The sequence below is a fragment of the Hahella ganghwensis DSM 17046 genome, from assembly GCF_000376785.1.
GTDB lineage: Bacteria > Pseudomonadota > Gammaproteobacteria > Pseudomonadales > Oleiphilaceae > Hahella > Hahella ganghwensis.
Map to the genome: position 1 here is coordinate 26,358 of NZ_AQXX01000128.1, position 19,562 is coordinate 45,919.

Consider the following 19,562-nt stretch of genomic DNA (forward strand, 5'->3'; position numbering starts at 1 on the left):
CTGCTCCCGACTCATCGGGAGAAATTCTATATCCTGATCACAAAAAGGGCTGTCACTTTATATGGATATACCGAAAGCCTTATCCATACGTCCCCATTTGAAGTCAGCGAGCAGGCGCTTAAAACGGGATTCATGCCTTGACAGATTCAGATAGTGGCGAAAAGCCGTTTTTGCAGAAATTCCTTGCTGCCTCGGCTGGTCGGGATCTATTTCCCAGGGATGCATATAGAAGATAGCGGGACTTTTTTCGGCCTGAACAAATTTCCGGAACAGCATTCGGCTGACAAAGTAGGGGTATAGCCGAAAATATCCTCCGCCAGACATCGGCATCGTCCTGGATCCCAGTTTCAATGTGGTCAAGGGAATTTCAGTTAATCCGTTTTCAAGCTGGTATGGGAAGCGGGGCCAATGAGGCACACCATACAGATCGTGTTTTACCGGATAAGTGCTGGAACTGTATTTGAATCCGAGGTCGGCCAGCACATCGAACACCCAACGATTCCCGTCGTTGATCGAGAAGCTTGGCGCCCGGTATCCAATTACCTGCTGGCCAGACATGTCCTCAAGCAGCTTCTTGGAGCGATCAACATCCTGACGAAACTCCTCCTGACTCTGTTCAGTTGCCCTCATGTGACCGTAACCATGGCTGGCCAGCTCATGGCCATTATCCACGATAGCCTTGATCAGAGACGGATTTCTCTCTGCAACCCAGCCCAGGGTAAAGAAAGTTGCCTTATAACCGTAATCGTCAAAAAGCTTCAGTAAACGTTGCGTATTTTTTTCGACACGATGAGGCAAGGAATCCCAATCGTTGCGATCTATAATCTTTTCAAAGGCCGATACCTGAAAATAGTCTTCCACATCCACGGTCATGGCATGTGTAATATTATTTACTTCCGAATTCATATATCCTTTTGCCCTGCTTGAATCGACCTTTAAAGTTCTTTCGGCCTGTATTCTGATCAACCGGCAACAAATGTTTCCGGCATTTAAAACGACACCCGGCCCGAAAGCCGCCTGTTTCTCATATAGATATATCGACCATTTGGCTTAGCCATTTATGGTCGATGGTCTATTGTTTAACAATTACAGGCAGTTATCAGGCCGGCAACATTATGTTCAAATAGATCATTTTACCGAATGATCTTGCTGACGTAATGATTATAATCAACACGTCTGATTTAGATGAAATGATAACAACAGATACCAGGTTGTTTAAGACAAATTTTCTAACAGGCCATTTTCTTGAATAGAAGAACTATCAACTTACTTGAGGTCAAAATGAGCTGTTAGAAAATTCAGTCGCAGGCACTTACTCTAGAACCAGTTGAACAAAATGCATTTAAAGTCTCATAGCTATTATGTTGCACTAAAATTAAAATTGCGTTGCGACTTTGACATGAATTTTGCAATTGTTAACACAAAGTTCGAAAAATCAATAGCCTGAGCATCGTATCCAGACGCTTAGCATCTTATACTTAGGGCAACTATGGAACAAGGGACGCCGAGATGAATATCAGTACCTTCAAAAAAGCCATCAAACTAAGCATTCTGCCTTTGGCTGCGGCCGTGGCAGCCTGTAGTGTGGCGCCGCCTCTCCCTATGGCAACACTTAAACCGTCCACAACGGTGAACCCACAACAGTACAAATACCTGATTGGGCCGAATGACGAACTGAACGTCTTCGTTTGGGGTAATCCGGAAATCAGTGGGTCATTTACAGTACGCCCGGACGGCATGATCACCACTTCATTGGTTGAGGACATCCCTGTTTCCGGAAAAACCCCAACCCAGGTGGCAAGGGAGTTTGAAAAAGTACTGGCAACCTACATCAGAGACCCCATTGTCTCTGTCAGCGTCACAGATTTTACCGGGCCATTCAGCGAGCAGATCCGGGTGATCGGCGAAGCGGCCAATCCCAAGGCTCTTCCCTATATTGAAGATATGACTTTGCTGGATGTCATGATCCAGGTAAATGGCCTGACAGATTTCGCCGACGGGAATCGCGCCACACTCGCGCGTATTGAGGATGGACAATACAGGGAATATGGTTTGAAGATTGATGACTTGATTAAAGACGGTAACGTCGCAGCCAATGTCGACCTGCTACCCGGGGACATCGTCATCATTCCAGAAGCCTGGTTCTAGACTAAACGAAGAAAACTACATGAACTAAAAACAAACTTTCCGAAGTAGTGCACTTTTGAAACCGAAGAATGGTTTCAGGTACCGAACGCACATGGAAAGTTTGTTATATCAGGTGTCGACATTTTAGAGGTATGTTTGTATGCAGGAGTTGATTGAACAATTCATCAACTATTTGAAGGGAATCTGGCTGAACAAGATATTTATTGTTTTAGCCATCTGGGTTATCTGCCCGGTTGGCTGGTATTTTATATGGAAAATGCCGGACCAATATCAGGCAAACGCCCAGGTCTATGTCGACACTCAATCCCTGCTTCGCCCACTGCTAAGAGGATTGGCAATTCAGCCCAACTCTGACTCACAGATTCGTCTGATGGTCAAAACGCTGATGACCAGACCAAACCTTGAAAAAATAGCGCGTATGTCTGATTTGGACATTATGTCCAAAGACCAAAGTGGGTTTGATGAAATCATTCGTGACCTTGAGGACAACCTGCGAATTGGTTCCTCAGCCAGGGAGAACTTTTTCCGCCTTTCCTACTCCTCTGAACATCCGGAAACCGCCAGAAACGTTATCCAGGCAGCCCTGGACGTCTTTGTAGAAAATACTTTGGGAGAAACCCGAAACGAAGCCGATACCGCTGAGCAGTTCCTTGAACGCCAGATTGCGGAGTATGAAAGAAGACTTCTCGAAGACGAAAGACGTCTGACGGAGTTCAAGCAAGCCAATGCCGAAGTGGTTGGCACCAATGTTGGCAACTTCTATGGTGTTCTCCAAACCAACAAGTCCAGACTCGAAGAAGCACAACTTCAACTCAGAGAAGTACAGTCCAGGCTAACTTCCGCTCAGGCACAGCTAAGGGGCGAGCAAGCCAATTTGGACAACTCTGCAGATTCAAGTGGTCCGGGTATCGAAACAGAGTTCGATGCCAGAATTGAACAACTACAGGTTCAGCTTGACGAGCTATCTCTAAAATATACTGACAAACACCCTAACATTATCGAAATCCGCAGAAGGCTTGAGGATCTCGAAAAAAGTCGCGAAGAAGTTATCGAAGAGTATAAAGAAGCTCAAAAACAAGTTGCCTCTGGTGGCCCCGGTGTTGGTAGCAACCCCGTATATCAGCAGTTAAAGCTCACCGTGACACAACTCGAAAACGAAAAGGTTTCACTGGAAGTGCGGGTGAAAGAATACCAGACAAAAGTGAAAGAAATCGAAGAGAAGATTCACTTGGTTCCGGAAATTGAATCTCAGGTTATTGCCCTTAATCGAGGCTACGAAATCACCAGATCCAAATACAACGAATTATTATCCCGAAGGGAACAGGCACGCCTGTCTCAAAATGCTGATTTGGCTGCAGACGATATTCAGTTCAAAGTTGTCGATCCCCCAAGGGTGCCCCAAGAGCCCACGGGGCCCAATCGACTGTTGCTCATGACAGCAATCTTTGTTCTTAGCATTGGCGCAGGTGTTGCGGTTTCTTTCCTGTTAAGCCAGATTCGCCCTGTCGTATTATCTGGTTCTCAGTTGACGCTTCTTACGGGCCATCCGGTATTCGGCACTGTCTCGCTGGCAAACGGAAACTCCATTGTATCCAAAGAAAGACTTCAGAAATGGGTATTTATTGGGGCATTGATGGCAATTCTGGCAGTCTATGCTGCACTTGTAGTGATTAACCTTAAGTTTGGCTAAACAGTTTTCCAGGAGTAACAATTAATGAGCACTATCGACAAAGCGATGGCCAAACTTAAAGGTCTCAAGACAGATGAACCTAAGGCATCACCATCGACCCCGGAAGACGACAATTCCACAGCGAAAGCAGAGACTGCGAAACCTGATTCGTCACCCGTGTCAGCCAAACTGATTCAGGAAGAAATCAAACAAGTGGAAAGTCAGGAGCAAACGACGTCTCCTCAGGCTGAAAAAACAGAAAAGCGTAAACCCGTAGAGACAAGTGAAGCAGTCGATAAAAGAGACGCTCCTCAGCCAAAGACCCATAAAGCACTTGTTCAGGAAGAGATTTCCGAGCCTGTTCAGACAGCCAAAAGAGTGGCAGACACCGAGAAAAAAGAAATTGTCGACAGTGATAACGGCAGGACTTCTCAGAACTCTGTCATTGATATTGAGTTACTGACCAAGAAAGGTTTCATTACACAGCAAAATGAAAACCGTCAGTTAAAGGAACAGTTCAGAGCCGTAAAACGCAAGCTGCTCAATAATGCCTTTGGCGCAATCTCTAAAACCCTGCATCACCCCAACCTGATCATTGTGTCCAGTTGCAATCCCAATGAAGGTAAAACCTTCAGCTCAATCAATCTGGCATTGAGCATTGCTCTGGAACAAGACAAAACAGTATTGCTGGTGGATGCAGACGTCTTGCGCCCAAATGTTGTACGAGAGCTTGGAGTTCCCCCGGTATCCGGGCTCACTGAATTTCTCTCAGGTCAGATAACAGATGTCTCTGAAATTATTCATAACACCAACATTGAAAATTTTAAATTCATCCCCGCCGGCACTCCCCATGACCTCTCAACAGAGCTACTGGCTTCAGAGAAAATGGCGAAGTTAACTGAAGAGCTGGCATCAAGGTATTCTGACCGTGTTGTCATATTTGATGCCCCTCCTCTTCTTGGCGTGAATGAAACCCATATTATGGCCAACCTTGTTGGACAGGCCGTAATCGTCGTAGAGGAAAACAAAACCAGACTGAACGACGTGCAAGTTGCCGTAGAACAGTTGGAGAAAAAACTTGCTATCGGCTTCCTGGTTAACAAGTCCAGAGGCGAAGCAAAAGACCAATATGGCTATGGATACGGGTATTACAGAAAAGACTGATTCTTTCTTGGTACCCCTAAACTACTCAATATCCCTTACAATTAAAAAACTACGGAAAGAATCATGTTCTTGGATAGACGTATCCTTTCTCCAATTTTATTGGTGGCAACGGTAGCTCCATATACCTGGGCTACCCCAAAAATAACGCCATCACTCAGCGTTTCGGAGCAATACACCGACAACGCCGGGCTGACCGCCCAAGACGAAGAGGACAGCTTTATACACCAAGTCGCCCCTGGCATTTCGATTGAAGACTCAGGCGCAAAGACCGATTATCTTGTCGACTATAACTTCAAGCATTCTTCCTATTCGAATTCCAATTTTGATGATCGGAATGAGAACTCTCTGAACGCATCGGTTAACCGATACGAGTTCAATCGATCTCTTAAACTGTTTGCCAACGCACGAATTCTGAACGTGGAGACCGATATCGGCTCCCCAAGATTTGGCGATGGCGATACCGGGAGCGAACGCACTGAAACCAGAACCTCATCGGCTGGCTTTGATTACTCTACAGGAGCACGTCAGTACTACGATCTGAAAGCCGGCGCCTTATACAGGCATACCGAAACCGATGACGACAATGTCAATGTCGATTCCATATCGGCCAATCTGCGAGCCATTAACGGAAAACGTTTTGATAATGCGTTCTGGGATTTCGGCGGCACTTACACTGAAGACGACAATGAAAACAGAAAAGCTATTAATGATGGCCTCATAGGCGTCAACATCACATCCACCCTGGGTGTTTTTGCCCAGGCAAACCGTGAAGAAAACGATTTGGAAAGTGGCTCCAACTTTGTGACTGAGTCATGGGGGCTTGGTTTACGGGTTACAAGGGCCAACTCCTCTCTATCAGTAGCCTATAACACGTATGAAAAAGGTGGGCAGGATGATAATCGCCACTTCCTGACAGCCAATGCAAGCTGGAACCCTACCCGCAGAACCAGTTTAAGCGCCAACTACGGCGAGCGTTTCTTCGGTGAAACCTATGGCCTGGAACTCACTCACCAGACACGAAAGCTCAAACACACCCTGAAGTACTCAGATTCAGTGTCAGACTTTTCAGAAAGTATCGTCAGTGGCCAGTTGGTCACATTCCTAATTTGCCCAAAGGGGAATACCGACCCTTCTGAGTGTAAGTTTCCTACTCAGGCGGATATTGCCAGCTTTGACCCCAGTAAGTTTGAGCTTGTTGAAGCCGACATCCCACTTAACTCGATATCAGAATCTCAAGTACTTAACCGGACTCTAAGCTATAGCTCTGTTTATAGCACGGCCAAATCCAAGATCACTGGCACCATTCTCTGGAATCGATCAAAAACCCTCGACAGTCAGTTCAGTTCACGTGACTACACCACACAACTGAGTGGAACTGTCTCCTGGAATTGGCAGCTCGGGAGCCGAACTGATTTGACTCTGAGCTCGACTGCAAGAGAAGTTGAAGACAGGGAAACCGTCGGCACCACTGTCACCACAAGAGACTTTACCCAGCGCATTTCCTTGCAACGGAGCTTTAGTAAGAATGTAAACGGCACTGTGAGCTATTCTCACTCGGATAGACGGGGGGATGATTCATCTCAAGACATCAGAGAGAATCGCATCTCGACTTCCATCATTGCCAATTTTTAGTCAGGAACAACGCGTTATTAACGAATTCGACTTAGTTTCAGGTTAACTCTATGTATGAAGAACACTTTGGATTTACAGCCAAGCCATTCCAACTGACTCCTGACCCTAAATTTTTCTTTGCCAGCTCGTGCCATAAGAAAGCACTCTACTATCTTTTATATGGTCTGCAGCAAGGTGAGGGTTTCATTGTTATCACTGGTCCTATCGGCACCGGTAAGTCGATGCTGGCAGGCAATATCCTGAACTCGCTTGACTCGCAAATCGTCGCCTCACAGGTCAGCACCTCTAACCTCAATCCTTATGAATTGTTGGAGCATATTGCCAACGCCTTCGGATTGAGTACCGGCGGTGATAACAAAGCTCAGATTATCAAGGATATTGAAACCTACCTGCATGGATTGAGCAAAGAAGGGCGTCGGGCACTGCTGATCATAGACGAAGCCCAGAATCTTTCCCATGAATCTCTCGAAGAGCTTAGACTACTGTCCAACTATCAGGTCAACAACAAACCTCTGTTGCAAACCTTTCTACTTGGCCAGGAAGAACTCCGTTCAAAGCTTCAGCACCCCAGTCTGGTGCAATTTCAGCAACGGATTATCGCCTCTTTCCATCTTCGCTCTCTTGATGAAAATGAAACCAAGCAATACGTCCTCCACCGCTTGACCCAGGTTGGGTGGACAGACAAACCTGCCTTTACAGAGCAGGCTCTAAACAAAATGAGCGAATTCACCCGCGGCATCCCCAGAAGAATTAATATCTTTATGGACCGCACTTTGCTGATGGCCTATCTGGAAGAGAAAGACTTGGTCGACACCAAAGTAGTGGAAGCTATTGCCGGTGAACTGAAAGAAGAGTTTCAACAAGAAGGCAAGGATATCAAGACCGTCAGCCCATCTCAGGCAGATGGCAGTGTTAGTGAAGTGTATGTGCAGGAACTGGTGCAAGACCTCAACGATATTCTCGAACTGGTACTTGAGCAGAAAATTGCTTACACAAAACTTATTGATACCCTGATCAGCAAGAGACGAACGCTCAGGGACAAGCTCAAGCAATAACATCATTACCTCTCTTTCGAGCAAGAGAGGCATGGTCCATATACATTAAGTAGAACAAGGCCATTCAGACTGCCCTGTTCAAAATAAAAAAGGCCTTCAAATGAAGGCCTTTTTTTGAAACTTGTATCACGCCACCTTAGTGCGCACCTTTCTTAAAGAGGACGACCTCTACAGTCTGGAGCAGAATTAGGAAATCCAGCATGAGGCTGTTATTTTTAATGTAGTAGAGATCGTAGCGCAGCTTCTCTTTGCTATCCTCTTCGCTGTCCGCATAGTCAAAGCAAAGTTGCGCCCAGCCGGTGATACCTGGCTTAACACGATGGCGCTCATTGTAATAAGGGATGCTGTTGGCAAGCTTTTCCACAAAAACAGGTCTTTCCGGACGCGGGCCGACAAATGCCATTTCGCCTTTTAATACATTGAAAAGCTGGGGCAGCTCGTCAATACGATACTTACGAATGACCGCACCGACTTTTGTCACCCTATCATCATTTTTCGACGCCCAAATGGCCTGACCGCCTTTTTCTGCATCAACTCCCATACTTCTGAACTTGATGACTTCAAACGGCTCACCATTTACGCCTACCCTAACCTGTTTGTAGAAAATCGGGGCTTTTAACCCTTCTTCGAACTTAATACAGGCAACAGTGACCAGAATAAACGGCCAGGTTACAGAAAGAAGAATGAGTGAAGCGAGAATATCGAAAGAGCGTTTCAATACACTGCCAAGCGCAGAAGTCTTAAATCCATCAGAAAAGATAAACCATCCCGGAGAGATGACATTCAAAGGCACTTTACGGGTTTCACGCTCGGTAAAAGTGGACTCCTGCACGACTTCTATACCTTCCAGTTTGCAGGCCATTAGTTCTTCCAGAGGCAGCTTCTTGCGTCTATCATCGACAGCAATGACAATCTCGTCGATCGCATTGGCCAACACATAATCCATAATCCCCAGAGGCGTTTTAATCACCTTACTGTCATCAACGATGACGTCATCACCCTCAAAAGGATAAAAACCGACCAGATGCACTCCCTTCCAATCTTCAGGCTTTCTGAAATCCTCAAGCAAACCATTTGCCCTTTTACCAGTTCCCAGAATCAGCACATTCCTTTTAAAGATATTTTCATCCACAAACGTATAAAACAGTATGCGAACGACCAACACGAAGAGCACTGCGTAAAGCGTCGCAAGCACCAACACGCTTCGCCAGATCACCCCAAAGATATCACTGGAGATGTAGTAAAAGATTGGAAAGACCAGAGAGCCGATAACAAATGCCACCAGTGTTCTGAGCGCCATACCTGTCCGCCCTTCAGACAATCGGGCCTGATAGACCCCCATGGCATTCATACTGATCAGAATGACTGCTCCATAGGCAAGAGCGGAATAGAATAGATCTGAGTCCTGGAAGGTGTAGTTGATATCACCTATCAATAATCTTGTCGGAACCGCGGCATATATCGCCAGCATACAGGCGCACAGTTCAAGTAATCCCAATATTAGAAATGGGAAATGCACATAGTGTTTTAAGATACGTATATGAGCCACGTCCGCAATAACCTCGATGATCCTTACTTGTTCGAGCAGGTTTCAATAAATATATGATGCTAAGGTGAAATTTTAACTAAACGGTTTCACTTTTGATCGGTGGGGGCCGGCATTTTAACAATTGTTGACACTAATATATAGAACAACAAGTTAGGTCATACTATATAGTCCCTTTAGCCAGCCTCCTGTTAATTGCAGAATAGCGATCTTTCACCTCATATCCCGTCATTATTTCCAAAGAACAACAAGAGTGACGACTGTGTCTTAAGGTTTAGTAGTAATAATGGTAACTTGCGCTATCTTTGCCTAAGTTTACCTTAGGTATCTCTGAAAAATTCTGAGCCGATATCTCTGAAGAGAAATAAAGCCGTAAAGGCTTGGTTTACTTCATAAATAGCGGTTGGCGAATAAATGGGCACTTTGATTCGGTTTTAACATTTCCATCAACAGCGCATGAAATTTTCAGGGACTCACTAAAAGTTGTTATGATTTGAGACTTTACTTGGCATGAGACAATTAAAAGACTGCAAAATTTGCCTGATCGGCCTCGGATATGTAGGCCTGCCACTCGCTGTCGAATTTGGAAAGAAATTCCCGACTATCGGCTTTGATATAAACCAAGGTCGTGTCTCAGAGTTAAAGCAGGGAGAAGACAGGACTCTGGAGGTCGACGCCGATGAGCTTTCAGAAGCTCAACATCTCTCTTTTACGTCTCAGTTGGATGAGATTACTGACTGCAATGTTTTCATCGTTACAGTTCCAACACCTATCAATGAATTTAAGACTCCGGATCTTGGACCATTGATTAAAGCGAGTAAGACAGTAGGCAAAGTCATCAAAACAGGTGATATTGTTATATACGAATCAACCGTATATCCCGGCGCGACGGAGGAAGTTTGCATACCAGTAATAGAGGAAACCAGCGGCCTTAAGTTCAATCAGGATTTCTTCGCTGGATACAGCCCGGAAAGAATCAATCCGGGCGACAAAGAACATCGTGTCACCAACATTCTTAAGGTGACATCCGGTTCGACGCCAGAGGCTGCCGATTTCGTAGACTCCCTCTATCAAGCTGTGATTACTGCCGGTACTCACAAGACATCCTCTATCAGGGTCGCCGAAGCGGCCAAGGTCATCGAAAATACGCAAAGGGATGTTAATATCGCTCTGGTAAACGAACTCTCTCTACTATTTGGCAAGCTTGGTATCGATACACTTGAGGTCTTGGAGGCAGCAGGCACCAAGTGGAACTTTCTTCCGTTTCGCCCTGGCCTGGTCGGAGGGCATTGCATTGGCGTCGATCCTTACTACCTGACTCACAAAGCCCAATCCATCGGCCACCATCCGGAAATGATTCTTTCAGGCAGAAGAATTAACGATGCCATGGGAGAAATTGTCGCCAAAAATGTTATCAAAATGATGACCCAGCAAAAAATCCATGTCACTGGCTCTAAAGTTCTTATTATGGGGCTGACATTTAAGGAAAACTGCCCGGATATTCGGAATACCCGCGTTATCGATGTAATAAAAATATTTCAGTCATATAACGCCAGCATTGAGGTATATGACCCTTGGGCAAGCCCGGCGGAAAGTCAGTTGGAGTATGGCATCAATTTGATCACTACCCCGGAGACAGGAAAGTATGACGCAATTGTATTGACAGTCGGTCACGAACAATTCAAATCACTTGGAGCGTCCGGAATACGAAAGTATGGCAAAGAAAAGCACGTACTGTTTGATGTGAAGTACGTGCTCCCCAAAGAGGATGTTGATGGCAGGCTTTAGCCTGCCTCACTGAAAACATTGACTTACAGGCTCGAGTTCTAGAAAGCATCCCCCGGAATACGGACCCATCCCTCCATCAGTACTCTGGCACTTCTGCTCATGGTTGCCTTTGCAACCTTCCAGCCTTCTACCGTCTCTACCGCCTTCGCACCGACCCTCAATGTCCCTGAAGGATGTCCAAAGCATACAGATTCTGGCTGCCCCCCCCCTGCCGCAATATTCACCAGGGTTCCAGGTACAGCCGCGGCGGTACCGATTGCTACTGCTGCAGTCCCCATCATGGCATGATGAAGCTTCCCCATGGAGAGCGCTCTCACCAGGAGGTCAATATCAGCGGCCGCCACATTCTTGCCGCTTGAAGCAACATAGTCCTTTGGCTTGGAAACAAAGGCTACCTTGGGTGTGTGCTGACGTGTCGCAGCTTCATCAAGCTCTTTGATTAAGCCCATGCGCAACGCACCATGAGCCCGTAACAACTCAAACCTGGACAAAGCACCTTCATCACTATTAATCGATTCCTGAAGCTCAGTGCCTTCATAACCGATATCTTCAGCATTCACAAAGATTGTCGGTATACCCGAATTGATCATAGTAACCTTGAGAGCGCCCAATCCAGGCACTTCCAGTTCATCGACAACATTTCCGGTAGGAAAAATAGCCCCGCCCTCGTCAGCAGGATCCATAAACTCCATTTTCACTTCAGCTGCAGTAAAGGTGACACCATCGAGCTCAAAGTCCCCTGTTTCCTGTACTTCACCATTCGTGACCGGCACATGAGCAATAATCGTCTTGCCAATATTAACCTGCCATATCCTAACTGTCGCAATACCGTTTTCAGGTAAGCTTTCGGGATCGATCAACCCACTCGAAATAGCAAAAGCCCCCACGGCGGCAGAAAGATTGCCACAATTACCACTCCAGTCGACAAAAGGTTTATCAATAGACACCTGGCCAAACAGGTAATCTACATCATGGTCAGCCCGGCTGCTCCTGGAAAGAATTACCGCTTTGCTGGTACTGGAGGTTGCTCCTCCCATTCCATCAATCTGTTTACCATAAGGATCAGGACTTCCAATAACCCTCAGCAAAAGCGCATCTCTTGCCGCACCAGGCACCTGCGCAGGCTCGGGCAAATCCTGTAGCCGAAAAAACACGCCCTTACTGGTACCGCCTCGCATGTAGGTCGCCGGTATTCTGATTTGAGAAACATGACCCATTCAACCATCTCTCCGTACTTTTGATAGGTAGGGAAAATCCCTCCCTATCTTGTTTTCCAATCTACTGTTTTTGCGTGATTAATCTACAGCCTCTGCTTCCAGAAAATCTTTAGCAAAGCGCTGCAGAACACCACCGGCTTCGTAAATGGACACCTCTTCTTGAGTATCAAGCCGGCAGGTTACCGGAACCTCTACCACGTCTCCATTCCGACGGTGAATCACTAATGTTAGAGTTGCGCCTGGTTTAAAGCTTCCGGCGACATCGTAGGTTTCTGTACCATCTATTCCGAGTGTCTTGCGGGTAGTCCCTGGCTTAAATTCCAGCGGTAAAACCCCCATGCCAATCAGATTGGTACGGTGAATTCTTTCAAAGCCTTCAGCCACGATTACTTCAACACCCGCCAACCGGACACCTTTAGCAGCCCAGTCCCTGGAGGATCCTTGCCCATAGTCCGCCCCGGCGACAATAATCAGGGGCTGCTTACGCTCCATATAGGTCTCAATAGCCTCCCACATACGGGTCACTTTCCCCTCAGGCTCAATTCGGGCCAGAGACCCCTGCTTCACCTCGCCATTTTCCTGCACCATTTCATTCAATAATTTAGGATTGGCAAAAGTTGCTCTTTGCGCTGTAAGGTGGTCACCGCGATGAGTCGCATAAGAATTAAAGTCCTCTTCCGGCAATCCCATTTTTGCCAGGTACTCTCCTGCAGCGCTGGACGCTAGTATGGCATTCGAAGGGGACAGATGATCAGTAGTGATATTGTCTCCCAACACTGCCAGGGGGCGCATCCCTTTTAAAGTCCTTTCACCTGCGAGGGCTCCCTCCCAGTATGGCGGACGGCGAATATAGGTACTTTTCGGCCGCCAGTCATAGAGCGGCTTAGTCTGATCACGAGCTTCCGCGGTAACATCAAACATGGGGATGTACACTTGGCGAAATTGATCAGGTTTAACGTGTTCCCGGACGATTTCGTCTATCTCTTCGTCACTTGGCCATATATCTTTTAGCCTGATGGGATTTCCATGAGCATCAGTCCCCAATACATCCTTTTCGATATCAAAACGTATGGTTCCAGCGATCGCATAGGCCACTACCAGTGGCGGTGAGGCAAGAAATGCCTGCTTTGCATAGGGATGTATACGACCATCGAAGTTCCGGTTACCGGATAATACGGCGGTTGAGTAAAGATCTCTGTCTATCAGTTCCTTCTGAATAACCGGGTCCAGAGCTCCGCTCATCCCATTACAGGTGGTGCAGGCAAAGCCGACAATACCAAAGCCCAGGGACTCCAGTTCCGGCAATAGACCGGATTCTTCTAAATATAACTTCACCGCTTTGGATCCCGGTGCCAGCGAGCTTTTTACCCAGGGTTTACGAGTTAGCCCCAGCTCATTTGCCTTACGAGCCAGCAAACCGGCCGCGATGACATTTCTGGGATTACTGGTATTGGTGCAGCTGGTAATGGCAGCAATGATCACAGCTCCATCAGGCATCAATCCCTCTTCGCTTTCCACTTCACCGGCAATCCCTTGGCTGGCCAGTTCACTGGTAGGCACTCTTCGATGAGGATTTGATGGCCCCGCAATATTCCTCACGACACTGGAAAGGTCGAATGTTAGCACCCTCTCATATTCAGCATTTTCCAGTGAATCAGCCCAGAGCCCGGCTTCTTTGGCATAGGTTTCGACCAGCCTGACCTGATCATCATCCCGCCCGGTTAACGTGAGATAATCAATCGTCTGCTGATCAATGTAGAACATTGCCGCCGAGGCACCATATTCCGGTGTCATGTTGGAGATTGTGGCCCGATCCCCAAGCGTCAGTTGGGATGCACCTTCACCAAAGAATTCTATATAGCAGGAAACGACCCTTTCTTTACGCAGAAACTCAGTCAACGCCAGAACTATATCCGTCGCAGTGATCCCGGGTTGAGGCTTACCGGTTAACTCCACCCCGACAATATCAGGCAGGCGCATATAGGAAGCCCTTCCGAGCATGACACTTTCTGCCTCCAGCCCGCCGACACCGATAGCGATGACTCCCAGTGCATCCACATGAGGGGTATGGCTGTCAGTCCCCACCAGGGTATCCGGAAAGGCCACACCTTCTCGGGAGTGAATGACCGGTGACATCCGCTCCAGGTTTATCTGGTGCATGATGCCGTTACCAGGAGGAATAACATCAACATTCTCAAAGGCTGTCTTGGTCCAGTTAATAAAATGGAATCTGTCATCATTTCGACGATCTTCAATTTCCCTGTTTTTATCGAATGCATCTGACTCAAAACCAGCATGCTCGACGGCAAGAGAGTGATCCACTATCAACTGAGTCGGAACGACAGGATTTACCTTTGAAGGATCGCCGCCCTTCAATGCAATAGCGTCTCGCAATCCCGCCAAATCGACCAACGCCGTTTGACCAAGAATGTCATGGCAAACGACCCGAGCCGGATACCACGGAAAATCAAGATCACGCTTGCGTTCAATAATCTGCCTGAGCGAATCTTGGAGAGACGCTGAGTCGCATCGACGCACCAGATTCTCAGCCAGTATTCGTGATGTATAAGGAAGCTTGTCGTATGCTCCTGGCTTGATACTGTTGACCGCTTCACGAGTGTCAAAAAAATCAAGCGATGTTCCCGGTAAGGGTTTTCGATAGGCGGTATTCATGCAATCAGTCCCATCATGTCGCATTCACAGATTCAGACAGCCCCAAACTATGGACTTTAATAAGGCCTTTGGAAGCTGCCTGGTTATTATGCGGAGGGGCTACCCCTCCTTTGTTGTCTCGGTATATGCCTTAGTGGTTTTATCCACGCTCTTCAATCGGTATCCACTCTGAAGAATCAGGGCCGGTATATTCGGCACTGGGCCTGATGATTCGATTGTTTGCTCGCTGTTCTTTCACATGAGCCGCCCATCCGGTCAAACGAGACATCACAAAAATCGGTGTGAACAATTTGGTAGGGATACCCATGAAGTGGTAGGCAGAAGCATGGAAGAAGTCTGCATTGCAGAATAGTTTTTTCTCCCTCCACATCACTTCCTCGCATTTTGCTGATACCGGATACAACACCTGATCACCAACATCTTCTGCGAGTTTCTGCGACCATTTCTTGATCACTGCATTGCGCGGATCGGACTCTCGATAGATCGCATGGCCAAAACCCATAATTTTTTCTTTCCGGGCTAACATTCCCATTAACTGTTCTTCGGCATCTTCAGGGCTGCTGAACCTCTCAATCATCTCCATGGCCGCCTCATTGGCTCCACCATGTAAAGGCCCGCGCAGTGAGCCGATTGCACCGGTAATGCATGAATGAATATCTGACAATGTGGACGCACAAACTCTGGCAGTAAAAGTGGAGGCATTGAATTCGTGTTCTGCATAAAGAATCAAAGAGACATTCATGACTCGTTCGTGCAGTTTCTTTGCCTTCTCGCCATGCAGCATGGAAAGGAAATGGGCACCAATGGAATCATCATCAGTTTCGGTGTCTATGCGTACGCCATCATGAGTGAACCGGTACCAATAACAGATGATCGAGGGAAACACCGCCAGCATACGATCAATACGGTCATCCTGTTCAGAGAAGTCAGCCTCGGTTTCCAGATTACCCAGCATGGAACAACCGGTACGCATTACGTCCATTGGATGAGCATCTTTAGGAATTCTTTCCAGCACTTCCTTTAATGCTGCAGGCAACCCACGTAGTGACTTCAGCTTGCCTTTAAATGCTGCCAGTTCCGACTGGGTTGGCAAGTGCCCGCGCAATAAAAGGTAAGCGACTTCTTCAAACCCGGCCTTATCGGCCAACTCTTCTATTCCATAGCCCCGATAGGCCAGACCGTGTCCTGTCGTTCCCACTGTACATAGTGCTGTCTGACCTGCCACTTGGCCCCGTAGGCCAGCTCCGCTCAATACCTTCTCAGCCATTTATTGTCTCCTTCTTATCGGTATATTTGGAGTTATTCGGAATTACTGCTTTTCCTGTGCAAATAGGGCATCCAGGCGTTGCTCGTAGTCGTGATAATTCAGAAAATCATACAGCTCCATACGCGTCTGCATAAGATCGACAACTTCCTTCTGATCACCTTTTGTCAGAATTGACTCATACACCATCAACGCTGCCTTGTTCATGGCACGAAACGCAGACAGAGGGTACAACACCATATCGGCTCCAGCTTCAGCCAGCTCCTCCTTGTTATAGAGAGGAGTTTTACCAAATTCAGTGATATTGGCGAGTATGGGTACATTAAGCGCCTCTTTAAAAGCCCGATAGTGCTCAAGCTCTGTCACCGCCTCAGCGAAGATCCCGTCCGCACCAGCTTCGACGCATGCTTTAGCTCTATCAATTGCAGCTTCCAGGCCTTCCTGTGCAAATGCATCTGTCCTGGCCATAATGAAAAAACTCTCATCACTTCTGGCATCCACCGCCGCCTTTATCCGGTCCACCATCTCTGATTTGCTGACGATTTCCTTATTAGGGCGATGCCCACAACGCTTTTGGGCGACCTGATCTTCAATATGCACAGCCGCCGCTCCAGCACGAATCATCTCCTTAATGGTACGGGCGATATTAAAAGCTCCACCCCACCCGGTATCGATATCCACCAACAAAGGCAATTCTGTAGCGGCTGTAATTCGGCGAACATCTTCCAATACATCGTTCAGGGACGTCATTCCCAGATCCGGTAAGCCATAGGAGGCATTGGCAACCCCGCCACCCGACAGGTAAATTGCCTGATGACCGACACGCTCGGCCATCATCGCGGCATATGCGTTAATAGCTCCAACAACCTGCAATGGCTTGTTGGCTTCCAGGGCTTTTCTAAATCTTAAACCTGCCGACATGTCTTGCCTCTCTTCGCTGTTTACGATAGTTAATTTGGCTTCAGGACTACAACTTGAGCTGTCCTTCCCGATACCTTTTTTCAATACTCTGCCTGGCAGCAGATATATGGCGCCTCATCAGAAGCTCGGCCAATTCTCCGTCACGCTCTTCCAGCGCCTCAATAATTCTCCAGTGTTCCCGAAAAGCTTTTTCAGGCCGCCCACTAAATGTACTCAACCGGTACCGGTACAGTCTTAACAAGTGATACAGCTCACCGGTTAACATCTGGCTTAACTTCTGATTCTTGCTACCTGAAATGATTCGGAAATGAAAATCAAAATCGCCTTCTCTCTGGCAATAAGCAATTCCCTGTTCTTCTTCAATCTGGCGGGCATGGCTTTCCAATAATCGCTTGAGATCGTCTATTTCATCCGTATGCATACGTCTGGCAGCCTGCCGGGCCGCCATTCCCTCCAGCGCTTCTCTGACTTCATAGAGATCAATCAATTCTTCAACCGACAAGGACACCACTTTAGCGCCTGAATGGGCTTTCCTAATAATCAGGCCTCGACCTTCAAGCCGGTGCAGCGCTTCTCGCAAAGGTCCACGACCATATCCAAATTTTTGCATCAGGTCGGCTTCACTGATTTTTTGTCCGGCCGGAATCTCACCTTTGACAATAGCGGTCTGTAGTAACTCAAACGCGATATCAGCCTGTGTACGGGAATCAGGAGACTTCATTTTTGTTTACAATTTTCAAAATGGTTTTTAGATTCGCTTAAATTTTAAGCCGCATTTGAGAGGAATTGTAAACACTTTTGTTTACGATTTTAAATAGAATTTTCGAATAAGAGACGATTTCTTAGGAATTTTGACCATAAGTGTAGACAATTAGACGAGTCTACAGTGCTCTGAAAGACAGGGAGAAGGATGGCGTAAATATAACGTGAGGAAATTGTTTACAAAATAATAGGTTCTATTTCGAGGCAGACGTCAAACTTGTCCAATACACTCTGCTGAATTCTGGAGGCTAATGCTTTAACCTCTTCTGCTGTACGCTGACCCGGGTTTACGATAACAAGCGCCTGTTTCTCATATACACCAACGCCGTTTTTTAAAAAGCCCTTCCAGCCACACTGCTGAATGAGCCAGCCAGCAGCCAGCTTCCAATGATTAACGCCATTAGGAAATGCCACCAGATCCGGATATCTGGACAAGATTTTCTGATATAACGCTTCATCAACTGTGGGGTTCTTGAAAAAGCTGCCGCTATTGGGGATGTGGTCTGGATCCGGGAGCTTATTGCGCCGAATAGATTCTACAAGCTTTCCAACAGCCTGGTAACTCGATGGCTCACCAGCTTCCATCCAAACCCTGTTCAATTCAGCATATTCCAGACGTAGAGGCGCCTTTGATGATAACCGAAAAACCACTTCAGTAATTATCCAGTTTCCGGGATGCCTTTTAAATACACTGTCACGATAACTGAATTCGCAGTCATCTGCTGAAAACTTTAGAGTCTCGCCAGTGCTCACTTCCAGCGCCACCACCTCAGCGATTGAGTCCTTTACCTCAACACCATAGGCACCAATATTTTGTATGGGCGCAGCGCCGACCGTACCTGGTATCAAACTCAGGTTCTCGAGCCCCCCCAACCTCTTCTCAAGAGTCCACTCTACAAACCGGTGCCAGTTTTCACCCGCCTGAACCCTGACAAAAGAACATCCCGCGGCGCACTCTCCTGAATAGCAGCCGTCTTCGAGCATCTCTATCCCCTGGTTCGCCATCCTGATAACGATACCATGTACGACTTCCTTGAACAGGACATTACTCCCGCCTCCCAAAACAGTCAGTGGCAGCCCATTCTGCCGAGCATCCTGCAGGACCTCCTGCAACTGGTGGACATCCTTGATGGAGACAAATTTTTCTGCCTGCGAGCGACACCCCATTGTATGGAGAGAAGTTAAATCCTGGCCGACGACATATTCCATAAGTAGGGGTACTTTAAATTGGAACCAAAAATTATCTGACGAGATTATGCTTTATTGACTGCAGCAGACCTTTACCGGCGTCCTCGATCAAATCCAACACCAGCTCGAATCCGTTCTGCCCGCCATAGTAGGGATCAGGAACTTCCTGAAACTCAGAGCTGTTTCCATAGGAAAGAAACAACTTTACCTTGTGCCGCTCATGCTCCGGGCAAATCTTGTGTAGTTCAGCAATATTATCCTGATCCATCGCCAGTATCAGATCGAACTTGTCGAAATCCTCAACCTTGACTTGCCGGGCTCTCTGCTTATCCAGCTTGTATCCTCGACTGGAGGCAGCTGCCTGTGCCCGGGAATCCGGCTGTTTGCCTGCATGCCATGGACCGGTTCCAGCAGAATCCACCTCCACCCGGCGCCTCAACCCTTCTTCCTCCAACAAAACCTCAAACACACCCTGGGCAGTTGGAGATCGACAGATATTACCCATACAGACAAACAATACTTTCACAATATTTTC

The 19,562-nt window shown here is 47.2% G+C and carries 15 protein-coding genes; 6 read left to right on the plus strand and 9 right to left on the minus strand.

Annotated features, from left to right (window positions below; translation table 11 throughout):
• Window positions 1-57: 57 nt before the first annotated feature.
• Window positions 58-906, minus strand: coding sequence for an XrtA system polysaccharide deacetylase (locus F566_RS0119630; RefSeq protein ID WP_020408736.1), 849 nt, complete (start codon window positions 904-906; stop codon window positions 58-60).
• A 603-nt stretch (window positions 907-1,509) separates the two neighbouring features.
• On the opposite strand from F566_RS0119630, the gene F566_RS0119635 reads away from it, so the two are divergent.
• From F566_RS0119635 to F566_RS0119655, 5 genes are all read left to right on the plus strand, one after another.
• A complete protein-coding gene (locus tag F566_RS0119635) occupies window positions 1,510-2,148 on the plus strand; it encodes an XrtA/PEP-CTERM system exopolysaccharide export protein (protein ID WP_020408737.1) in 639 nt (212 codons plus the stop codon).
• A 139-nt stretch (window positions 2,149-2,287) separates the two neighbouring features.
• On the plus strand, window positions 2,288-3,838 hold the full coding sequence (locus F566_RS0119640; RefSeq protein ID WP_020408738.1) for an XrtA system polysaccharide chain length determinant: 1,551 nt from the start codon (window positions 2,288-2,290) through the stop codon (window positions 3,836-3,838).
• A 24-nt stretch (window positions 3,839-3,862) separates the two neighbouring features.
• Complete coding sequence (locus F566_RS0119645; RefSeq protein ID WP_020408739.1) at window positions 3,863-4,981, plus strand: XrtA-associated tyrosine autokinase; 1,119 nt, start codon at window positions 3,863-3,865, stop codon at window positions 4,979-4,981.
• Window positions 4,982-5,044: 63 nt separating this feature from the next.
• Entirely contained in the window at window positions 5,045-6,613 is a 1,569-nt protein-coding gene (locus F566_RS0119650; RefSeq protein WP_020408740.1) for a TIGR03016 family PEP-CTERM system-associated outer membrane protein, read from the plus strand.
• A gap of 50 nt (window positions 6,614-6,663) precedes the next feature.
• Window positions 6,664-7,668: an XrtA/PEP-CTERM system-associated ATPase gene (locus F566_RS0119655; RefSeq protein ID WP_020408741.1), complete on the plus strand. Its 1,005-nt coding sequence runs from the start codon at window positions 6,664-6,666 to the stop codon at window positions 7,666-7,668.
• A 136-nt stretch (window positions 7,669-7,804) separates the two neighbouring features.
• Here the strand turns inward: F566_RS0119655 and F566_RS0119660 are convergent, their stop codons facing one another.
• Window positions 7,805-9,217: a TIGR03013 family XrtA/PEP-CTERM system glycosyltransferase gene (locus F566_RS0119660; protein ID WP_026180154.1), complete on the minus strand. Its 1,413-nt coding sequence runs from the start codon at window positions 9,215-9,217 to the stop codon at window positions 7,805-7,807.
• Between the two features lie 507 nt (window positions 9,218-9,724).
• Between F566_RS0119660 and tviB the strand changes: the two genes are divergently transcribed.
• Window positions 9,725-11,002: a Vi polysaccharide biosynthesis UDP-N-acetylglucosamine C-6 dehydrogenase TviB gene (tviB, locus tag F566_RS0119665; RefSeq protein WP_020408743.1), complete on the plus strand. Its 1,278-nt coding sequence runs from the start codon at window positions 9,725-9,727 to the stop codon at window positions 11,000-11,002.
• Between the two features lie 38 nt (window positions 11,003-11,040).
• Here tviB and prpF read toward each other — a convergent pair whose 3' ends face one another.
• From prpF to F566_RS0119700, 7 genes are all read right to left on the minus strand, one after another.
• Window positions 11,041-12,219 carry a 2-methylaconitate cis-trans isomerase PrpF gene (gene prpF, locus F566_RS0119670; RefSeq protein WP_020408744.1) on the minus strand — a complete coding sequence of 393 codons (1,179 nt, stop codon included), beginning with the start codon at window positions 12,217-12,219 and terminating at the stop codon, window positions 11,041-11,043.
• Window positions 12,220-12,297: 78 nt separating this feature from the next.
• On the minus strand, window positions 12,298-14,892 hold the full coding sequence (acnD, locus tag F566_RS0119675) for a Fe/S-dependent 2-methylisocitrate dehydratase AcnD (protein ID WP_020408745.1): 2,595 nt from the start codon (window positions 14,890-14,892) through the stop codon (window positions 12,298-12,300).
• 139 nt (window positions 14,893-15,031) lie between these two features.
• Window positions 15,032-16,159 (minus strand): bifunctional 2-methylcitrate synthase/citrate synthase, encoded by a 1,128-nt coding sequence (prpC, locus tag F566_RS0119680; RefSeq protein ID WP_020408746.1) that lies wholly within the window; start codon window positions 16,157-16,159, stop codon window positions 15,032-15,034.
• Window positions 16,160-16,201: 42 nt separating this feature from the next.
• Window positions 16,202-17,077: a methylisocitrate lyase gene (prpB, locus tag F566_RS0119685; RefSeq protein WP_020408747.1), complete on the minus strand. Its 876-nt coding sequence runs from the start codon at window positions 17,075-17,077 to the stop codon at window positions 16,202-16,204.
• A gap of 46 nt (window positions 17,078-17,123) precedes the next feature.
• The gene (locus tag F566_RS0119690) at window positions 17,124-17,798 is read right to left on the minus strand and encodes a GntR family transcriptional regulator (RefSeq protein WP_020408748.1); all 675 of its coding nucleotides are present in this window, start codon (window positions 17,796-17,798) and stop codon (window positions 17,124-17,126) included.
• Window positions 17,799-18,016: 218 nt separating this feature from the next.
• Window positions 18,017-19,048 carry a UDP-N-acetylmuramate dehydrogenase gene (gene murB / locus F566_RS0119695; protein ID WP_026180155.1) on the minus strand — a complete coding sequence of 344 codons (1,032 nt, stop codon included), beginning with the start codon at window positions 19,046-19,048 and terminating at the stop codon, window positions 18,017-18,019.
• 31 nt (window positions 19,049-19,079) lie between these two features.
• Window positions 19,080-19,556: a low molecular weight protein-tyrosine-phosphatase gene (locus F566_RS0119700; RefSeq protein ID WP_033416612.1), complete on the minus strand. Its 477-nt coding sequence runs from the start codon at window positions 19,554-19,556 to the stop codon at window positions 19,080-19,082.
• Window positions 19,557-19,562: the final 6 nt, after the last annotated feature.

What these genes read in the sequence shown, in the direction of transcription:
- F566_RS0119630 (WP_020408736.1), bottom strand. Translation starts at nt 906, where the DNA reads ATGAATTCGGAAGTAAATAATATTACACATGCCATGACCGTGGATGTG.
- F566_RS0119635 (WP_020408737.1), top strand. Translation starts at nt 1,510, where the DNA reads ATGAATATCAGTACCTTCAAAAAAGCCATCAAACTAAGCATTCTGCCT.
- F566_RS0119640 (WP_020408738.1), top strand. Translation starts at nt 2,288, where the DNA reads ATGCAGGAGTTGATTGAACAATTCATCAACTATTTGAAGGGAATCTGG.
- F566_RS0119645 (WP_020408739.1), top strand. Translation starts at nt 3,863, where the DNA reads ATGAGCACTATCGACAAAGCGATGGCCAAACTTAAAGGTCTCAAGACA.
- F566_RS0119650 (WP_020408740.1), top strand. Translation starts at nt 5,045, where the DNA reads ATGTTCTTGGATAGACGTATCCTTTCTCCAATTTTATTGGTGGCAACG.
- F566_RS0119655 (WP_020408741.1), top strand. Translation starts at nt 6,664, where the DNA reads ATGTATGAAGAACACTTTGGATTTACAGCCAAGCCATTCCAACTGACT.
- tviB (WP_020408743.1), top strand. Translation starts at nt 9,725, where the DNA reads ATGAGACAATTAAAAGACTGCAAAATTTGCCTGATCGGCCTCGGATAT.
- prpF (WP_020408744.1), bottom strand. Translation starts at nt 12,219, where the DNA reads ATGGGTCATGTTTCTCAAATCAGAATACCGGCGACCTACATGCGAGGC.
- acnD (WP_020408745.1), bottom strand. Translation starts at nt 14,892, where the DNA reads ATGAATACCGCCTATCGAAAACCCTTACCGGGAACATCGCTTGATTTT.
- prpC (WP_020408746.1), bottom strand. Translation starts at nt 16,159, where the DNA reads ATGGCTGAGAAGGTATTGAGCGGAGCTGGCCTACGGGGCCAAGTGGCA.
- prpB (WP_020408747.1), bottom strand. Translation starts at nt 17,077, where the DNA reads ATGTCGGCAGGTTTAAGATTTAGAAAAGCCCTGGAAGCCAACAAGCCA.
- F566_RS0119690 (WP_020408748.1), bottom strand. Translation starts at nt 17,798, where the DNA reads ATGAAGTCTCCTGATTCCCGTACACAGGCTGATATCGCGTTTGAGTTA.
- murB (WP_026180155.1), bottom strand. Translation starts at nt 19,048, where the DNA reads ATGGAATATGTCGTCGGCCAGGATTTAACTTCTCTCCATACAATGGGG.